Origin of the sequence: Streptomyces sp. NPDC051740 (assembly GCF_044453165.1) — a bacterium.
GTDB lineage: Bacteria > Actinomycetota > Actinomycetes > Streptomycetales > Streptomycetaceae > Streptomyces > Streptomyces atrovirens.
This window is the reverse complement of sequence record NZ_JBITCL010000002.1, coordinates 167,970-185,365: the sequence shown is the minus strand read 5'-3', so window position 1 is coordinate 185,365 and position 17,396 is coordinate 167,970. Positions and strand designations below refer to the sequence as shown.

18 protein-coding genes are annotated in these 17,396 nt (G+C 74.1%); 9 read left to right on the top strand and 9 right to left on the bottom strand.

Annotated features, from left to right (window positions below):
- Positions 1 to 99: 99 nt before the first annotated feature.
- The 8 genes from ACIA6T_RS03930 to ACIA6T_RS03895 form a co-directional block, all read right to left on the bottom strand.
- Positions 100 to 378, bottom strand: coding sequence for a hypothetical protein (locus ACIA6T_RS03930; protein ID WP_399444963.1), 279 nt, complete (start codon positions 376 to 378; stop codon positions 100 to 102).
- A 144-nt stretch (positions 379 to 522) separates the two neighbouring features.
- A complete protein-coding gene (locus tag ACIA6T_RS03925; protein ID WP_399444962.1) occupies positions 523 to 792 on the bottom strand; it encodes a hypothetical protein in 270 nt (89 codons plus the stop codon).
- A gap of 214 nt (positions 793 to 1,006) precedes the next feature.
- Positions 1,007 to 1,270: a hypothetical protein gene (locus ACIA6T_RS03920; RefSeq protein ID WP_399444960.1), complete on the bottom strand. Its 264-nt coding sequence runs from the start codon at positions 1,268 to 1,270 to the stop codon at positions 1,007 to 1,009.
- A 112-nt stretch (positions 1,271 to 1,382) separates the two neighbouring features.
- A complete protein-coding gene (locus ACIA6T_RS03915) occupies positions 1,383 to 1,652 on the bottom strand; it encodes a hypothetical protein (RefSeq protein ID WP_399444959.1) in 270 nt (89 codons plus the stop codon).
- A gap of 486 nt (positions 1,653 to 2,138) precedes the next feature.
- Positions 2,139 to 3,005, bottom strand: a complete 867-nt coding sequence (locus ACIA6T_RS03910) for a tyrosinase family protein (RefSeq protein ID WP_399444958.1) — start codon at positions 3,003 to 3,005, stop codon at positions 2,139 to 2,141.
- Positions 2,989 to 3,450: a tyrosinase family oxidase copper chaperone gene (locus ACIA6T_RS03905; RefSeq protein WP_399444957.1), complete on the bottom strand. Its 462-nt coding sequence runs from the start codon at positions 3,448 to 3,450 to the stop codon at positions 2,989 to 2,991. Before ACIA6T_RS03905 ends, ACIA6T_RS03910 begins: the two co-directional genes overlap by 17 nt.
- 73 nt (positions 3,451 to 3,523) lie before the next feature.
- Positions 3,524 to 3,793 carry a hypothetical protein gene (locus tag ACIA6T_RS03900; RefSeq protein ID WP_399444956.1) on the bottom strand — a complete coding sequence of 90 codons (270 nt, stop codon included), beginning with the start codon at positions 3,791 to 3,793 and terminating at the stop codon, positions 3,524 to 3,526.
- 143 nt (positions 3,794 to 3,936) lie between these two features.
- Positions 3,937 to 4,653, bottom strand: coding sequence for a hypothetical protein (locus ACIA6T_RS03895; RefSeq protein ID WP_399444955.1), 717 nt, complete (start codon positions 4,651 to 4,653; stop codon positions 3,937 to 3,939).
- 352 nt (positions 4,654 to 5,005) lie between these two features.
- Between ACIA6T_RS03895 and ACIA6T_RS03890 the strand changes: the two genes are divergently transcribed.
- From ACIA6T_RS03890 to ACIA6T_RS03855, 8 genes are all read left to right on the top strand, one after another.
- The gene (locus tag ACIA6T_RS03890) at positions 5,006 to 6,088 is read left to right on the top strand and encodes a DUF3344 domain-containing protein (RefSeq protein ID WP_399444954.1); all 1,083 of its coding nucleotides are present in this window, start codon (positions 5,006 to 5,008) and stop codon (positions 6,086 to 6,088) included.
- Positions 6,088 to 7,374: a glycosyltransferase family 4 protein gene (locus tag ACIA6T_RS03885; RefSeq protein ID WP_399444953.1), complete on the top strand. Its 1,287-nt coding sequence runs from the start codon at positions 6,088 to 6,090 to the stop codon at positions 7,372 to 7,374. The genes ACIA6T_RS03890 and ACIA6T_RS03885 overlap by 1 nt, the downstream gene beginning before the upstream one ends.
- The gene (locus ACIA6T_RS03880) at positions 7,371 to 8,795 is read left to right on the top strand and encodes an exopolysaccharide biosynthesis polyprenyl glycosylphosphotransferase (RefSeq protein ID WP_399444952.1); all 1,425 of its coding nucleotides are present in this window, start codon (positions 7,371 to 7,373) and stop codon (positions 8,793 to 8,795) included. The genes ACIA6T_RS03885 and ACIA6T_RS03880 overlap by 4 nt, the downstream gene beginning before the upstream one ends.
- A gap of 6 nt (positions 8,796 to 8,801) precedes the next feature.
- A complete protein-coding gene (locus ACIA6T_RS03875) occupies positions 8,802 to 10,145 on the top strand; it encodes an O-antigen ligase family protein (RefSeq protein WP_399444951.1) in 1,344 nt (447 codons plus the stop codon).
- Positions 10,142 to 12,007, top strand: a complete 1,866-nt coding sequence (murJ, locus tag ACIA6T_RS03870; RefSeq protein ID WP_399444950.1) for a murein biosynthesis integral membrane protein MurJ — start codon at positions 10,142 to 10,144, stop codon at positions 12,005 to 12,007. The genes ACIA6T_RS03875 and murJ overlap by 4 nt, the downstream gene beginning before the upstream one ends.
- Positions 11,991 to 12,755 (top strand): polysaccharide deacetylase family protein, encoded by a 765-nt coding sequence (locus ACIA6T_RS03865; protein ID WP_399444949.1) that lies wholly within the window; start codon positions 11,991 to 11,993, stop codon positions 12,753 to 12,755. The genes murJ and ACIA6T_RS03865 overlap by 17 nt, the downstream gene beginning before the upstream one ends.
- Positions 12,755 to 13,894, top strand: coding sequence for a glycosyltransferase (locus tag ACIA6T_RS03860; protein ID WP_399444948.1), 1,140 nt, complete (start codon positions 12,755 to 12,757; stop codon positions 13,892 to 13,894). The genes ACIA6T_RS03865 and ACIA6T_RS03860 overlap by 1 nt, the downstream gene beginning before the upstream one ends.
- Positions 13,895 to 13,976: 82 nt before the next feature.
- A complete protein-coding gene (locus tag ACIA6T_RS03855) occupies positions 13,977 to 14,627 on the top strand; it encodes a lipopolysaccharide biosynthesis protein (protein WP_399444947.1) in 651 nt (216 codons plus the stop codon).
- Between the two features lie 16 nt (positions 14,628 to 14,643).
- Here ACIA6T_RS03855 and ACIA6T_RS03850 read toward each other — a convergent pair whose 3' ends face one another.
- Complete coding sequence (locus tag ACIA6T_RS03850) at positions 14,644 to 15,927, bottom strand: glycoside hydrolase family 26 protein (RefSeq protein ID WP_399444946.1); 1,284 nt, start codon at positions 15,925 to 15,927, stop codon at positions 14,644 to 14,646.
- A gap of 170 nt (positions 15,928 to 16,097) precedes the next feature.
- Here ACIA6T_RS03850 and ACIA6T_RS03845 point away from each other — a divergent pair, with 170 nt between their 5' ends.
- Entirely contained in the window at positions 16,098 to 17,396 is a 1,299-nt protein-coding gene (locus tag ACIA6T_RS03845) for an ATP-grasp domain-containing protein (RefSeq protein ID WP_399444945.1), read from the top strand.

The window sequence follows — 17,396 nt, the reverse complement described above, 5'->3', positions numbered from 1 at the left end:
GGCGCCCCCCCCCCGGCCCCGCCCCCCCGCCCCGGCCGCCCCGGGGGGCCCCCCCCCCCCCCCCCCCCCCCCCCCCCCCTCCTCATGACCGCGAAGATGTCAGGGCTTCTCGCCGTCGACGGCGACGCTGGTCCCGCAGGAGACCTCCGCGCCCCCGCCGGAGCAGGTCTGCTTCATGTTGTTGACGAGGTGGACCTTCCCGTACGTGCCGCTGGTGAACTCGTGCTCGCCCTCGTCCACGCAGCGCACGTTGCCCTTGCCGTCGTCGGCGCACTTCCCGGGGCTCTCGACGGCGACGGCGTGAACGGCACCGAGGCCGATCAGGGCGGAGCTCCCCAGAACTCCCACCGCCACTGCGATCTTCTTCGACTTGAACATCTACCTTTTCCTCAACGCTCGGCCCCGCCGCGACTGGACGACGGCGCCGTTCCGGATGCCTTGACGGCCAACGAAGCGGGCAGGCCCGGGGCCCGGATCGCATGCGATCGGACTCCGAGGCCTGCCCGGATCACTCAGTGGTGATCACTTGCCGCCGACGCCGAAGGCGCTCGCGCAGTGCACGGAGTTCGCCTCCTTGTTCTCCGCGTTGCCGAGGCCCAGCAGGCCGACGGCGAGGTTGATGTCGTCGACGGAGACGAGCGACTGGACCGAGTTGTCCTGGAGGCAGGTGGTGGTCTGCTCGTTGTTGAGCTCCACCTCCGGCTTGTCACCGGCGTGGCCGACGCCGGCGCCCAGGAAGCCGACGCTGCCGAGCATGGCCATCACGACAGCGGCCTTCTGGTACTTGCGCATTTATCTCTCCATTCTCGATGTGACACGGTCCGGGGCGGACCGGTCGGGGACAGCCGCCGAATACGGGGCGGCCTTTGCGTCAATTGATAGCGAAACGCCGATAGGTATTCACATGGCAGAAAAAGAGACTTCGCACTGCTGCTGTGATGTCACACCATCAGCCCGGCAATTCGATGACCGAACGACGCCGGCGCGCGTCACCGTGCCGCCGGAATTACTCGCCGTCGACGACGAGCGTGTTGGCGCAGGTGAGCTCACCCTTGCCGGAGCAGGTCTGCGACGTCGCGTTGTCGACGCGGACCTTTCCGTCCTTCTCGGCGAGCCGGTGCTCACTCACCTGTACGCAGCGAAGCTGGCCCTTGTCGTTCTGGGTGCAGGTGCCGGAGTTGTCGGCACCGACGGCCTGCGCGGCACCGAGGCCGATCAGAGCGAGGCTTCCCAGGAGGCCCGCCGCCGCGATCTTCTTCGACTGGAACATCAACCTTTTTCCTTGACGGTCGTGGAACGGCCGAGGGGACCGGGCGGGCCCGGGATCCGCAGCGCAGCGGCTCGGACCTCGGGACCCGCCCGATTCACCTGACAGCGACTACTCAGCCACCGAGACCGAGGCTGGAGGCGCAGGCGACCGAGTTGACCTCGGTGTTCTCCGCGTTGCCCAGGCCCAGGAGCGCGCCGACACCGGCGTTCACGTCGTCGATGGCGATCAGCGACTGGACCGAGTTGTCCTGGGCGCAGGTCGTCGTCTGGTCGTTGTTGAGCTCGAAGCCCGGCTTGTCACCGGCGTGGCTGACGCCGGCGCCGAGGAAGCCGACGCTACCGAGCATGGCCATCACGACGGCCGCCTTCTGGTACTTGCGCATTACCTCTCCGTTTCTCGAGCGGGCACGGTCCGTGTTGGACCGGTCACCGAACGTCGCCAATCTAAGCGACTCCGACGGCTTTTGGACAGCCAAAACGCCCAGATGCGTATGTTCTGTGTGAACACGCAGGTCAAAGCCATGTCTTGTCGCACGGACGGATGAATGGCGCGTCGGGCACGAGCCGTGTCCGGCACGAGAACGACCGAGGAGTGAGCTGCGGGCGCCGCCCATCACCCGGCGCAAACCGGCGCGTTGGGCGGGAAGTGCGGCCGTCCGTGGAGGGGCCCGCTTTCGCCTGACCGGTGAGCAGAGGTGATGTCCCGTAGCGCGAAGGCGGCCACCGTGGCTTTCGGCACGGGTGTCTCGCCGGGCCGTAGACCGGCCTTCTCCGCCCCGCCTCCGGCGACCGGCGCGCGGACGGGTGACGGGACGTGGAGGAGCCCCGGCGCCTGGTGCGCCGGGGCTCCTCCGTGCCCGCGTGTCATCTCACGCGTAGCGGTACGTCGCGCTGACGTCCTCCAGTTCTCCGGGGGTCACGTCCCACGGCGGCAGCCTCTCGTGGCGGGACACGATCCGGCCGTGCTGCTCGTCGCCGGAGCCCGGCGCGGTCGCGGGGCGGTAGCGGGCCCCGCCGTGTCTGCGTTGCCAGCGGTACCACTGGAGGTCGACGAAGGCGTGGTGCAGCCAGAAGACGGGGTCGTTGACGGAGGCGGCGGAGAGCATGGTCCCGCCGACCCAGCGGTGCACCCGGTTGTGGTTGCGCCACGAGGCGCTGCCGCGGCCGGTGCCCCAGCCCTCCAGCCGGTTGCGGAAGCCCCGCGCGACCGTCGAGTCCCAGGGCGCCACGTCGTAGGCGGACTCCTTCAGCGCCCACTCCAGATCGCGCTTCCCCGGCAGGGCGATCGGGTCGGCCCGGCGGCCGAGGTCCCGGGTGAGGAACTCCGCCTCGGTCACGTTCACCCGGATCGTCCAGTTCCCTTCCCGGTACGCGAACGGCCCCGTCGTCACCCGGCGGTCGGAACGGCGCCCGTTGCCGCCGAGCAGGTCCGCGGTCCACGGCGCGGAGCGGGCCGTGCGGTCGCGGGTCCAGTCCCAGTACGGCAGGGTCACCGAGGAGTCCACCCGGCGCAGGGCCTCCTCCAGGTCGAGCAGGAACCGGCGGTGCCAGGGCAGGAAGGAGGGCGCCATGTGGGCGGTGCGCAGCCCCCGTTCACCGTCGGCGGCGTAGTACGCGATGTGCGTGCGCACGAACTCGTCGTACTCGCCGCGCCGCTTGACCTCGAGCAGCGCGTTCACGAACCTGCGCTTCTCGGCCGCCGTGAGCGTGGCGGCGTCCTTACGCACGTACGCCATGCCGGCCTCCCGCGTGCTCGTGCCGCGGTTCCGTACCCGCCGCGCGCAGTCGCTCGCCGGGGGCGAGGGCGTCCGCGGCGGCGCGGGCGGCGTCGAGCGGTGTGGGGTAGGAGCAGTAGTGGTCGACCATGCTCAGCCAGGTGCCGTCGGCCCGGCGCATCAGGTGCAGGGGGCGGCCGTCCACGGTGACGTGCCAGCGGCCGTCCGCGGCCCGCGTCCCCTGGATGCGGCGGCCCCGGTGCGTCCGGTCGAAGGAGGCGCGGTCCGGGGCTCTCCCCGGTGCGCGGAAGGCGGCGAGCAGGGGCGCCAGGGCCGTGGCGAGCGCGCCGGTGCGCAGTCCGCGTGCCACGTCCCGCCGCGTTCTGCCCTCCGGCGCGGGCGGCGGTCGCGTGCCTTCCGGGGTTCCGTCGATGTCGATGACCATCGGTCCGACTCCCTTGTCCATACGGTTGTCCGTAGCGGCAAACGGAATCCGGCCCCCAGTGGAAACTGGGGGCCGGATTCCGCAGGGGTGCTTTTCAGGCGTGCAGCCCCAGGTCGCCGTGGACCGGCTTGGCCTCGTTCGCCACGGCCGCCGCTTCCTTCGTCGTCGTGAGCAGCCTGGTCTCGTCGGTGTCGAGTGCCTCCGACTCGTTCAGCGGCATCATCTCGAAGGGGACCGCGGTGCGCAGGCCGGTGTCGAGGCCGGTGGCCGCCAGGTCGTTGGACTCCTGTGCGTACGCGGGCGCGGCGGCGCCGGCGGCGATCAGGGTTCCGGCGAGGACGGCGGCAGCCTTCAGGGACTTCATCGTGTTCCTTTCTTCGGCAATCGCGAGCGCGGTCACCGGAGGGGAATTCTGTCGCCGTGCCTAACGATCCCCGGCCGGACCGGAAACCATGAAGCGGGAGATTGGCAAGTCCTCATATGAGAGTTTTTCGAGGACGGCGGGTTTTACGAGGATGCCGTGGACGGCAGCAGCAGCGAGGTGAGCGCGGGGAACGTGACGCCCGGGAGCAACAGCGTCTGCGCGGAAGCGGCCGGCGCGGGCAGGGTCGACACCTGGGGCCCGGTACCGAGCAGGGCGTCGACGAGGTCCTGCACCCGGGCCGCCAACTCGCTGCCGAGCGTGGGTTCCTGAGTGGTGCTCCCGTCCGCGTCCGTGGCGGTGCCGGTGTCGGGCCGGAGCAGTTCGAGGAGGCTGTCGAGGGCCTCCCGCAGGGCGGCCAGCTCCTCGCTCGTGAGGTCGTCCCCGGAGACGGTCAGTTGCGTGTCGTCCGTCGTCGTGACCGACGGCTCGGTCGTGGTGCTCTCGGTCGTGGTGCTCTCGGTCGTGGTGCTCCCGGTGGTGGTCTCGGTCGTGGCCACCGGGTCCTCGTCGGCCGCCTTCGCCAGGGCTTTCTTCGCCGCGTCGCCCAGCTTCCCGACCTCGGCGGAGGACGCTCGGCCGTCGTCCGCCCGGAGCACGGCCTTCAGCAGGTCGACGACCGGGGTGAGTCCGTTCTCGTCCCCGTCGACGGTCCTGACCTGCGCGAGCAGTGCGGCGGAGGACGCCGCGCGGTCGTGCTCGGCGGCCGTGTCGGCCGCCACGGCGGCCGGGCCGGTGAGGCCGGCAAGAAGGGCGGCGCACAGTGCGCCGAGTGCGATGCGCCGGGCAGGCAGAGCGCGCATGGAGGTTCCTTTCGCAGGCTTCGGATCTTGAAGCCCACCGTGGGAGCGCCCGGGGGCTCCCGCAACCGGAGGTGCGCCGTTCGGTTCCCCGTCCCGCACCCGTCCCGCACCCGTCGCGCGTTCCGCCCGGCGGGTCGCCGGGGAAGCGGCGGGCCGGGTCGGCCAACCCCTTCTCCTTCCCCTGGACAGGCTTCATGATTCCAACACACTTGCCATGTTTCACCGAATTTCGGTGAATTTGTCCTTTTGGTGACTAGAGTTGCGACCCTCCGAAGCACCCTCATGGGCGGCCGCATCGCACTCGTCCACGCCGCCCGCCACCGCCACCCTGTTCCGAAAGGCTCCGACGGTCATGCGTCAATCCCCGGGTCAGATGCTTCGCCGTGCGGCGGTGGGCGTCTTCTCCCTCGCGGCGTTGTGGGCCCCCTGCGGCTCCGCGGCCGCCGCGCCGGTCGCGCCCTCCCCGGAGGCCGACGGCCTCGCCTTCTCCCAGCGGTACCGGGCAGTCCAGCACGGCGGCATCGTGCGGGCCGCCAACGCCTCCGCCACCTGCCGCGCCCAGGCGTCGTCGTGCCGGGACGTGCAGGCCGGCGCGCAGGGGGTGAACGGCGACTTCGACATGTTCTACGTCGACGTCGACAGCGACCCGAACACGTACAACTCCTCCCGCGCGGAGGTCCGGCTGCCGGCCGGCTCCCGGGTGACGTACGCCCGCCTGTACTGGGGCGGCAACCTGCTGGCCGGTGAGCAGAAGCCGTGGCAGGACAACGGGCGGGTGCTGATCGCCGAGCCCGGCGGGGAGTACAAGGAGCTGCTCGCCGACACGGTGGTGGGGCACCGGGTGGCGGACGGCGCGGACGCCTTCCAGGCCTCGGCGGACGTGACGGCGCTGGTACGGGACAGCGCGCCGGGTCCGTACACGGTGGCGCAGGTCAATGTGGCCATGGGCAGGTCGGCGGCCGGGACCTGGGGCGGCTGGACGCTGGTGGTGGCGTACGAGAACCCGGCGGAACCGCTGCGGCACCTCGCGCTCTGGGACGGCTTCACCCCGCTGGGCGGCCGCGCGGGGGTCGAGATGCCGCTGCGCGACCTGCCGTTCCCGGCGGGCGCCGGGGGCCGGGCGGGACTGGTGGCGTACAACGGCGACCGCGGCACCTCCGGCGACTCGCTCGTCCTCACCGCGGGCCCCACCCCCACCGCGTTCACCGACCGGGCCAACCCCTTCGACGACGTCCTGAACTCCACCATCGCCGACCCCGGCGGCACGTCCCCCGCGCGGGTACCGGCGTACGCCAACACCCTCGGCTACGACTCCGACGTGTTCGACCTCGAAGGGGGCCTGCCGGAAGCCGGTGACCGGGCGGCCTTCCGGCTCACGTCCGAGCGGGACGCGGCATGGGCCGGCGTGCTCTTCGCCGCCGTCGACGCCCGGTGATGGGCGCCTTCACGCCGAGCGCCTTCGGGAGCGAGAAGACCGTGCCCGTGCACCCGTCGCCCACCGGTAGCCGACCGCGCGTCCTGCACCTCACCCAGCCGGTGGACGGCGGAGTGGCGCGTGTCGTGACGGACCTGGTGCGGGCCCAGCTCGCGGACGGCCTGGACGTCGCCGCGATCTGCCCCGACAGCGCGCTCTCCGGCCGGCTGCGGTCGCTCGGCGCGCACGTACGGCACTGGGGGGCGACGCGTTCGCCGGGCGCCTCACTGGCGCGGGAGGTACGGCAACTGGCCCGGCTGATCGACGAGGTGCGCCCCGATCTGGTGCACGCGCACAGCGCGAAGGCCGGGCTCGCCGGGCGGCTCGCGGTGCGCGGGCGCATCCCCACGGTGTTCCAGCCGCACGCCTGGTCGTTCGAGGCGGTGGGCGGCGGCACGGCGGCCCTCGCGCTGCGCTGGGAGCGGTGGGCGGCACGCTGGGCCGCGCGGGTGGTGTGCGTGAGCGAGGCGGAACGCGCCACCGGCGTGCACGCCGGGATCACCGGCCGCTGGACCGTCGTGCCCAACGGCATCGACCCCGACCGTTTCCGCCCGGCGCCCGCGGGACCCGTACGGGCCGGGCTCGCGCCGCTGGCCGGGCTCGGCGCGCAGGCGCCGCTCGCCGTGTGCGTGGGGCGCCTGTGCCGGCAGAAGGGGCAGGACGTCCTGCTGCGGGCCTGGGACGCCGTACTGCGCCGGGTGCCCGACGCCCGTCTCGTCCTGGTCGGCGACGGCCCGGACCGGGACCGGCTGCGCGCGGTCGCGCCCGGGTCCGTGCTGTTCGCCGGGGCCGTCGCGGACGCCTCCCCCTGGTACCAGGCCGCCGACCTCGTCGTCCTGCCGTCCCGCTGGGAGGGCATGGCGCTGGCCCCGCTGGAGGCGATGGCCTGCGGGCGGCCCGTGGTCGTCACGGACGTCGACGGCGCCCGCGAGAGCCTGCCACCGTCCTTCGCCGCCCCGTGCGTGGTACCGCCGGAGGACCCCCGGGCCCTGGCCGGGGCGGTCGGCGAGCTGCTGCTCGACCCGGCGCTGCGCGCGTCCCTCGGCGACCGGGGACGCCGGCACGTGCTGTCCCTCCACGACGTGCGGCACACCGCGCGGGCGGTCGCCGACGTCTACCACGACCTGCTCGGCACCCGGCCCGCCGCGACGAGGACACGTCCGTGCCGGGCGGCCGGGGACGCCGAGGCCGACCGGACGTCATCGCGCGTCGAGCCCTTCGAGCACAGGGAGTCCATCCACTCGTGACCGCCGAACGCACCGTGCCCTCCCCCGGCGTGACGCCCCGGGACCACGGATTCCCCTCACCCGTCTCCGTCATGCCGCCGCGCGGCGCCGACACCGGCCCCCGGCTGCCCGCCGCGCCGCCCCGGACGGCCTCACCGCTGCCGCTGCTCGTCGCGGACGGCGCCGCCGTCCTGCCCGCCGCGCTGGTGCTGCCCGGGGCCCAGCGCCATCCGCTGCTCATCGCCCTGCTGATCGCGGTGTCGCTGCTGCTGCGCCCGCGTGACACCCGGCCGCCGGTGCCGGGGCTGCTGGAGGAACTGCCCGCCGTGTGCGGTCGTGTCGCGGTGGCCTGGCCGGCCGGCGCGGCGCTGTGGGCCGCGTACCGGCCGGAGCAGGCGCTGTCCGCCGGCACCGTGCTGACGGGCCTCGCCGTGCAGGCGGCGGCGGCCTGCGCGCTGCGCGCGGCCGTGCACGGGCGGCGGCGGGCCGCGCTGCTGCGCCATCCGCACGCCGCGCTCGTCGTCGGACCGGCCGCGACCGCGCAGCGGGTGGCCGCCGCCGTGCTGCGCCATCCGCGCTGCGGGGTGCGGCCGGTGGGGATCGTCGCCGGGCAGCAGGACGACGCCGAGGGCGTGCCGGTGCTGCGCACGGACGAGGAGGTCGAGCGGGCGGTCATCCAGAACGGGGTGCGGGCGGTGCTCGCCGTCCACCCCTCGGTACGGGACGAACAGGGGCCGCTGCTGCGGGCACTGGCCGCGTCGGGCTGCGCGGTCTGGGAGGTCGACGCCGACCCGGCGCCGTACCCGGCGCGGGACCGGCTGGCCGGATTCCCCTGTCGGCGGCTGGACTTCGCCCCGGCGCGCGACGGCGGCCCCGGCAAGCGGCTGCTCGACGTCCTGGTCTCGGGGACGCTGCTGCTGCTGGCCGGCCCGCTGTTGCTGGTGTGCGCGGTGACGCTGCGGCTGGCCGACGGGCCGGGCGTGGTGTTCCGGCAGGAGCGCATCGGCCGGAACGGGGAGCCGTTCACGCTGCTGAAGTTCCGCACCCACCGTCCGGTCGACGAGCGCGAGTCGGCGACCCGGTGGAGCGTGGCCAACGAGCACGAGATGCGCTGGTTCTGCCGCATGCTGCGGCGCACCTCGCTGGACGAGCTGCTCCAGCTGTGGAACGTGCTGCGCGGCGACATGAGCCTGGTCGGGCCCCGGCCCGAACGGCCTTACTTCGTCACGCAGTTCAGCCAGACGTATCCGGGTTACGCGACCCGGCACCGGATGCGCACCGGCATCACCGGTCTGGCGCAGGTCCAGGGGCTGCGCGGTGACACCTCGATCGAGGACCGCTGCCGGTTCGACAACGCCTACATCGACGACTGGTCGCTGTGGCGGGACGTCTGCATCCTGCTGCGCACCGCGACCACGCTGGTCCGCCCGACGGGGAGCTGACGCCACGTGAGCCACGTCCTCGTCCCGCCGCCGCGCCGGGCCGCCGCCCTGGGGCCGGCCCTGCCGCTGGTGGCGGTGGTCGTCCTGGCGGGCCTGCCGCCGACGGGGGACGGCGCGGGACCCGCCGACGTGGTGTCCGCGCTGGTGGTCGGATACTGCGTGATCCGCCTGCTGCGGGAACGGCGGCGCCCGCTGTCACCCCGCGCGGCCGTGGTGCTGGGGCTGCCGGTCGTGGGACTGGCGCTCGCCGCCATGGGGGCGGCCTCGCCCCAGGCGGCGTTGGGCGGCCTGGGCCGTTATCTGCAGGTGTTCGTGCTCGTCCCGGCCGCCGTGCTGGTGCTGCTCCGTGGCCGGGCCGACTTCCGGGTGCTGGCCTGGTCGTTCGTGGGGCTCGCCCTGTGGCAGGGGGCCGTCGGGGTGCACCAGTACGTCACCGGGACCGGTGCCTCGTACCAGGGCGAGCCCGTCCGGGCGGTCGGCACCTTCGGAGCCACGGACGTGATGGGCATGGCGACGGTGGTGTCGCTGGGCGTGGTGTGCGCGGCGGGGATCGCGCTGGGGCGGGCCCCGGCGCGGCAGCGGACGGCCGCCGCCGGGTGCGCCCTGCTGCTGGTGCTGCCGCTGGCGCTGTCCTTCAGCCGGGGTGCGTGGATCGCGACCGCGCTGGCGTGCACGGTGCAGCTGGTGCTGGCGGGGCTGCGGCGCGCGCTGAAGGTGGCGGCGGCCGTGGTCGCCGCGGGCGTCGTGCTGACGGGCGGGTTCGGGGTCGGTACGGCGATGCTGCAGGAGCGGATCGGCAGCATCACGGAGGTCGCCGACACGCCCGACCAGTCCGTCGTCGACCGGTACACCCTGTGGGCGGCGGCGACCGGCATGTGGCGCGAGCACCCGTGGACCGGCGTGGGGCTGAAGAACTTCCCCGAGTACCGCGACGGGCACGCCACCCTGGCGCTGTCCTCGGGCAGCGACATCGCGGGCGCGGGCACGGAGTACCACAAGCAGGCGCTGCTGTCGCCGCACAGCATGTATCTGCTGGTGCTGAGCGAGCAGGGCCTGATCGGGCTGCTGGCGCTCGCCGGGGGCTGGCTCGCGCTGCTGGTGTGCGCGCTGCGGCGCCTGCTGCGGGCCCGCCGCCGCGGCCCCGGCCTCGACTGCGCGCTCGTCGCCGTCGGCCTGCTGCTCTGGCTGCTCACCGACTTCTTCTACGGCGACATCGGCGGCCCCTCGACCGTCCTGACCGGCATCGCCCTGGGTCTGACGGCGTGGTGGGCACTGTTCCGCGACGACCGGCCGCACACCGCCCGGAGCGATGAGGCATCCGAGCGGGTCGAGGAGGCCGCGACACGATGACAGTGCTGCCGTCCCAGACTCCCGGCTCCGACACCACCGGCCCCGAATCCGGCGGCCTCAAGACCGGCACCCCCGCACCCGGCCGCCCCACGGCGGACACCCCCACGACGGGCGGCCCCCGGCCCACGGAACCCGGACTCACCGGCGCACGCACGACGGCCGGCGATCCCGCGCCCGGCGGGTCCGGGGCCGGCGTGGACGGTGATGGTGCGGGCGGTCCGTCCGTGGTGCGTGATGTCGGGGCGGGGGGTGAGTCGGGCGGGGTGTCGCGGAGGTTTCTCGCGCGGGCCGCGCTGGGGACGGCGGTGCTGTCCATCGCCGGGTCGTTGCTCGGGCTGGTGCGGGACCAGTCGCTGGCGCGGTTGTTCGGGGCCGGGAGCGACACGGACGCCTTCCTGGTCGCGTGGACCGTGCCGGAGATCGCCGCGACGCTGCTGATCGAGGACGGGCTGGCGATCGCGCTGATCCCGGCGTTCAGCATGGCGCTGGCGCGCCGGGCCCGGGGCGTGCCCGGCGACCCGGTGCGCGAACTGGTCAGGGCCACCCTGCCCCGGCTGTGCCTGGCCCTCGCCGCGGTGACGGCGCTGGTCGCCGCCGGGGCCCCGTACCTGGTCCGCGCCCTGGCGCCCGGTCTGCCCGACCCCCGCCTCGCCGTCGACTGCACCCGGCTCACCGCGCTCAGCCTGCTGGCCTTCGGGTTCGCCGGGTACTGCAGCGCCGCCCTGCGGGCGCACCGCCGTTTCTTCGCGCCGGCGGCGATCTACGTCGCCTACAACACCGGCATCGTCGCGACGATGTTCCTGCTCGGCGGGGAGTGGGGGGTGCGCGCGGCGGCCGTCGGGGTCGCGGTGGGCGGCTGTCTGATGGTGGCGGTGCAACTGCCGTCGCTGTGGCGGCAGCTGGCGTCCCGCACGCCCGCGCCCGCCCCCGCCACCGGGCCGGCCGCCGAGGAGCGGCCGGTGCGTCTCGCCCTGATCGCCACCGTGCTGCTGTTCGCGCTGTGCCGCCAGTCGCAGGTCCTCGTCGAACGGTTCCTGGCGTCCTCCCTGCCCGCCGGGTCCATCTCGCACCTCAACTACGCGCAGAAGGTCGCCCAGATCCCGATGACGCTGTCGCTGATGGTGTGCACCGTCACCTTCCCCGTGGTGGCGCGGGCGCTCGCCGACGGTGACACCCGTCGGGCCCGCGCCCGGGTGGAACGGGACCTGGTGCTGGCGTCCTGTGTGGTGCTGGCGGGCATGTGCGCGGTGATCGCCTGCGCCCCGCAGATGATCGAACTGCTCTTCCAGCGGGGCGCGTTCACCGCGGCCGACACCGCCGCGACGGCGAACGTCATGCGCGTGTACGCCCTCGGTCTGCTCGGCCAGACCCTCGTGGGCGCCCTCGTCCGCTGCTACTTCTCCGCGGGCCGCCCCAGCTGGTACCCCCTCGGCGTGATGGCGGCCGGCATCGTCGTCACGTCCCTGATCGGTGCCGCGACCGTAAGCCGCTGGGGGGTGGCGGGGATCGCCGCCGCCAACGCCCTCGGCATCACCGTCACGGCCGTACTGCTGCTGACCGGCCTGCGCGCGGCCCGCCACGGCGACCCGGCCGGCGTCTCGATCGGCGTCCGCGAGGTGCTGGGCCGGCTGAGCCGGCCCGTGCTCGCCTCGGTCCTCGCCGTCGCCGCCGGGGTGTTCGCCGCGAGCCGCTTCGAGTCCCCGGTGGCCGCTCTCGCGGCCGGCTGTCCGGCCGTGGCCGCCGTCTTCGTGCCGCTCGCCCTGTCCGTCCCGGTCGCCCGGCGCTCCGTATCCGCATCCGCATCCGCACTGCGCTCCGTACGCACCGTCACACGAAGGCTCACACATGGCCGCTCCCGTTGATTCCGTCGCCACCGGCAGACCCTCCGCGCCCCGTCCGGGCCCCGTCCCCTGGGTGGCGATGTACCACTCGGTGGGCGACTGCTCGGACGATCCGTACCGCATCACCGTCACCCCCGGGCGGCTCGGACGGCAGCTGGCCTGGCTGCGCCGGCGCGGGCTGCGCGGCGTGTCCGTCGCCGAGCTGCTCGCCGCGCGCGCCCGGGGCGAGGGCCGGGGCCTGGTCGGCCTCACCTTCGACGACGGCTACACCGACTTCCTCACCGGCGCCCTGCCGCTGCTGCGCCGCTTCCGCTGCGGCGCCACCCTCTTCGTCCTGCCCGGACGGCTCGGCGGCGACAACGCCTGGGACCCGCTCGGCCCGCGCAAGCCGCTGCTGACCGCGGACGGCATCCGGCGCGCCGCCGCCGAGGGCGTGGAGATCGGCTCGCACGGTCTCACCCACGTCGACCTGACCCGCGCGGACGACGCCACGCTCACCGCCGAGGTCGCCGAGAGCCGGGCCCGTATCGAGGAGCTGACCGGCGTCCCGGCCGACGGGTTCTGCTACCCGTACGGCACGGTCGACGCGCGCGCCGTCGAGGCCGTACGGAAGGCGGGCTACACCTACGCCTGCGCCATCGACCCCGGCCCGCTGACCGGCCCGCACGCCCTGCCGCGGGCGCACGTCGGGCAGAACGACACGGCGTGGCGCCTGCACCTCAAGCTCCGGCTGCACCGGCTGCGCCGGCGCCCGGTGGAGGGCCTGTGATGAGGGCGCTGCACATCATCACCGGGCTCGGAGTCGGCGGTGCCGAGCAGCAGTTGCGGCTGCTGCTGCGTCATCTGCCGGTCGACTGCGACGTGGTGACGCTCACCAACCCCGGCGCGGTCGCCGAGGGGCTCGGCGCCGACGGCGTACGGGTCGTGCACCTGGGCATGGGCGGCAACCGCGACCTGGCCGCGCTCCCGCGCCTGGTCCGGGTGATCCGGGCCGGCGGCTACGACCTCGTGCACACGCATCTGTACCGGGCCTGTGTCTACGGCCGGCTCGCCGCCCGGGTCGCCGGGGTCCGCGCGGTCGTGGCGACCGAGCACTCCCTGGGCGACACCCAGATGGAGGGCCGCCGGCTGACGGCCGGGGTGCGCGCGCTGTACCTGGCGAGCGAGCGGCTCGGCTCGGCGACGGTCGCCGTCTCCCCGACGGTGGCCGACCGGCTGAAGCGCTGGGGTGTGCCCGCCCCCCGTATCGAGGTCGTCCCCAACGGCATCGACCTGGACCGTTTCCGCTTCGACCCGCAGCGGCGGGAGCGCACCCGGCGGCGCCTCGGCCTGCCTCAGGGCGCGTTCGTCGTCGGCGGTGTCGGCCGGCTCGCCCGGGGCAAGCGGTTCGACGTCCTGGTCCGGGCGCTGGCCCTGCTGCCGGAGGACCACTGGCTGCTGCTGGTGGGCGGCGGCCCCGAGGAGCACGTGCTGCGCCGCACCGCCCGCGAGGCCGGGGTGGCGGGGCGGGTCCTGTTCACCGGCGAGCGTCCCGTCGTCCCCGACGGCACCCCCGGCCCCGACCTGCCCTCGCTGACCTCGGCGATGGACCTGTTCGCCTCCCCGTCCGCGGAGGAGGCCTTCGGCCTGGCGGCCGTGGAGGCGCTGGCGTCCGGTCTGCCCGTGCTCTACGCCTCCTGCCCGGCGATCGAGGACCTGCCCCCCGGGACCCGCGCCGGCGCCCGGCGGGTGCGCGGCGGCCCCGCCGCGTACGCCCGCGCGATCGCCGAGGTCCGTACGGCGGGTCCCGGACCGCGCACGGCGGGCCGGGCCGCGCACCACTACAGCATCACCCGCAGCACCGCCCGCCTCATGGACGTGTACACGGCGGCCGTCGCCGGTCCGTCGCCGTCCGCCGCCGCACCGTAGGCCTCCGCCGTACTCCCGTACTCCGCCGTACTCCGCCGTACTTCGCCGCACTTCGCCGTACCTTCGAGGGAGCAAGCCCGTCATGACCGACACTCCGACCCGTCGGCTCCGTCCGTCCCTGGACCGTGCCAGAAAGCTGCCGGCCTGGTCCGCGCTGGTGGCGGGCACGTTCCTCGGCGGTCTGCTCGGCGGCGTGTACGGCGCGCTCACGCCCCCGGCGTACACGGCCACCAGTTACGTCGTCGCCGTACCGACCGACAAGGCGACCCCGGACGCGGCCCGCGGTTTCGCGCAGGCGTACGGCCGGGTCGCCACCCAGCTCGCGGTGCTCGGCGACGCGCAGGTGTGGGCCGGTGTGCCGGTGCGCACGCTGCGGGACAGCGTCCGCACGGCGACCTCGCCGGACGCGCCGATGGTCGCCGTCACGGCCACCTCCGCGCAGCCCGAGCTGGCCGTCGACATGGCCAACGCGGTCTCGCGCGCGCTGACCCGGCACGCCGAGGACACCAAGGGCAGCACCCAGGTCCGGCTCGTGCAGTTCTCGCGCGCGGTGAAGCCGGGCAAGCCGTCGTCCGCGACGTCGGAGGTGACCGCGCTGGTGGGGGCGAGCGCGGGCGGCCTGCTGGGCGGTCTGGTGCTGCTCGCCCGGCCGAGGCGGACCGCCCGGGACGACGGCCCCGCCCCCGCCGCCTCGGTGCCCGGCCCGGCCACCGCCGCCGATGTGCAGCGGTGACGCGGCCGGGGTGGTTCTACCGGGTGCGCGACCACCAGTCGAAGCGGAGGCAGAGCCTTCCGCCGAGCCAGTACTCCACCCACTGGCCCAGGTCCAGCGGCGAGCAGTTCTCCGGCGGCGGCGGTGTCCCGGGCGTGGTCGGTGCGGGAGTGGGCTGCGGGGTCTCCGGCGTGGTGTCCGGCTCCTCGTCGTGGGTGCGGCCGAAGAGGACGGACCTGTAGACGCGGGACGAGTCCGGGTTGTCGTCGCACTGCCACACCCCGTGCGGGCAGTAGTCGGTGAGCGTGTTGTAGAGCGGCTTGTGCCGGTCGATCCACGCGAGCATGCGCCGCATGTACTCGGGATTGTCGCCGTTGCGGAAAAGCCCCCATTCGGGATAGGAGATCGGTTTTCCGTGGGCCTTCGCGAAATCCACATGGGCCTGAAGTCCGTACGGTTCCTTCACCTGTTCGTCGAAGGAGTGCCCGGCCGGCTGGTCGTAGGAATCCATGCCGATGATGTCGACCGTGTCGTCCCCGGGGTAGCACTGGGTCCAGGGAACGGCGTCCCGGCCGCGGCTCGGTGTGAAGTCGAACCGGAATTCCTGGCCCGGCACCGCGCGCATGGTCCTCACGATCCGGTTCCAGTACCTCTTCCAGGATTCCGGGTCGGGACCGCAGCGGTGGGTGTAGGTGACGCCGTTCATCTCCCAGCCGAGCACCAGGACCGTGTCCGGCACCTTCAGCTCGACCAGCCGCTCGGCGAGGGCACGGAAGTGGTGGTCGAACTCCCCGGCGGCGCCCCGCCGCAGCAACTGCCGGACCTCGTGGTCGGAGACGCCCTCCTCGTTGCGCTCCTGCAGGGGGACGTTGAGGACGAGCATCCGGTCGTCCTCGGCGTTGCGCCAGCGCGCCCACGACTCGAGGAAGCCGATGTCCCCCTCGATGTCGCTCCAGTGGTTGCCGGGCAGGTAGGTGTGGCCGACGCGCAGCTCGGCACCGCCCAGCCAGCGGCTGAACTGCTCCATGCGGGCCACGCCGCGGGCGTCGGAGGCGAGGAAGGCGCCGAAGGCCGGGACGTCACGCGGCGGCGCCGGAAGCACCGGCACGGGGACCGACGGGACGCCGACGGCGGGGACCTCCGGGATCGCGGGGATCGTGGGAAAGGGCACGGGCTCGTCCGGGGCCGGCGCCGCCGGACGGGAGTCATCGGCCGGTGCCGACCCCGTCGTGGGTCCGGCCGCCAGGGCGGCGGCCACGACGACCGCCGCCGCGCCCACGGCCATCGCGCGGGCCCGGACCCGCCTGTGCTGTGGGGCCATCGGCTGCTCCTCTTCTCACTCGCGTCCGCCTTCTGCCTGAATCACCCGGCCTTGACGAACAGTCATATGGATTCAGGCACAAGAAATACGACGGTGCCAATGCCACTGCGGCTTTCGAGTGCCAAGCTCGCCCGTGCGGGTGAGCCGGCACCAGAAGAAAGTGAGTATTCGTGTCGCTGCTCGACACCCGTGTCCCCGCCGTACTGCTGCGGACCGACCGGAATCCCTTTCACCACGGAACACTGGGGGCCGTAAGGTCGCTCGGCAGGGCGGGGGTGGAGGTGCATGTCGTCGCCGATTCCACGGGAAGTCCCATTCGCCGCTCGCGTTATGTCCACCACATGCATTCCCCGCCGCCACCACAGGCATCCGCGCAGCAGATCCTCGCCGTGCTGCGCCGGGTGGCCGGCCGGGTGGGGCGCCCGGCCGTGCTGGTCCCGCTGGACGACGCCACCGCGATCGCCGCGGGCCGGCTGCGGGACGACCTCGCGCCCTCCTACCTGCTGCCCGAGATGCCGGCCACGCTGGCCGAACGCGTCGCCGACAAGGCGGAACTGGCCGCCGTGTGCGCCGCCGCGGACGTTCCGCACCCGCTCACGCTCGTCCCGGACAGCCCGCGGCAGGCAGCCGACGACGCCCACCGGCTCGGGCTGCCGCTGGTCGCGAAGTGGAGCCGCCCCTGGCTGCTGCCGGCCCGCGGCGGACTGCGCAGCACCCAGCTGGTGCACACCGCGCGACAGGCCCGGGAACTGCACGCGCGCACCGCGGAGGCGGGCAGCCCGCTGCTGCTCCAGGCGTATCTGCCGCCGGGCGAGGACCGGGACTGGTTCTTCCACGGCTACGCCGACCGTACGGGCACCGTGCGCGCCGGCGGTCCGGGCCGCAAGCAGTCGTCCTGGCCGCGCGGCGCGGGACTGACCGCGGTGGGCCACTGGACCCCCAACCCCGAGGTCCGGGCGCTGGCCGAACTGATCACCGGCGAACTCGGCTACCGCGGCGTCTTCGACCTCGACTTCCGCCGCTGCGGCACGACCGGCGGCTACCACCTCCTCGACTTCAACCCGCGCCCCGGCGCCCAGTTCCGGCTGTTCGCGGACAGCGCGGGACTGGACGTCGTACGCGCCCTGCACCTGGATCTGACCGGACGGCCGCTGCCGGACGGGGATCCGCTGGCCGGGCGGTCGTTCGTGGTGGAGAACTACGCGCCGTTCGCCGCGCTGCGTACCGCGCCCGGCGGGCGCGAACTGGCCTGGTACGCCAGGGACGACCGCGCCCCCGGATGGGCGATGTGGGCCCTGTGGGCCTGCCATGTGTCCGGCCGGCTGCGGCAGCGGCTGGGTACGGCGGTCTCCGTGCCGGCGCCCCGCCCTGTCCCCCGGGCGGTCCCCGGGGCGGTCCCCCCGGCGGCACCCCGGGCGGCCGCGCCCTCCCCGACCCTCCCGACCGACAACGAGAAAGCGAGCAGCTGA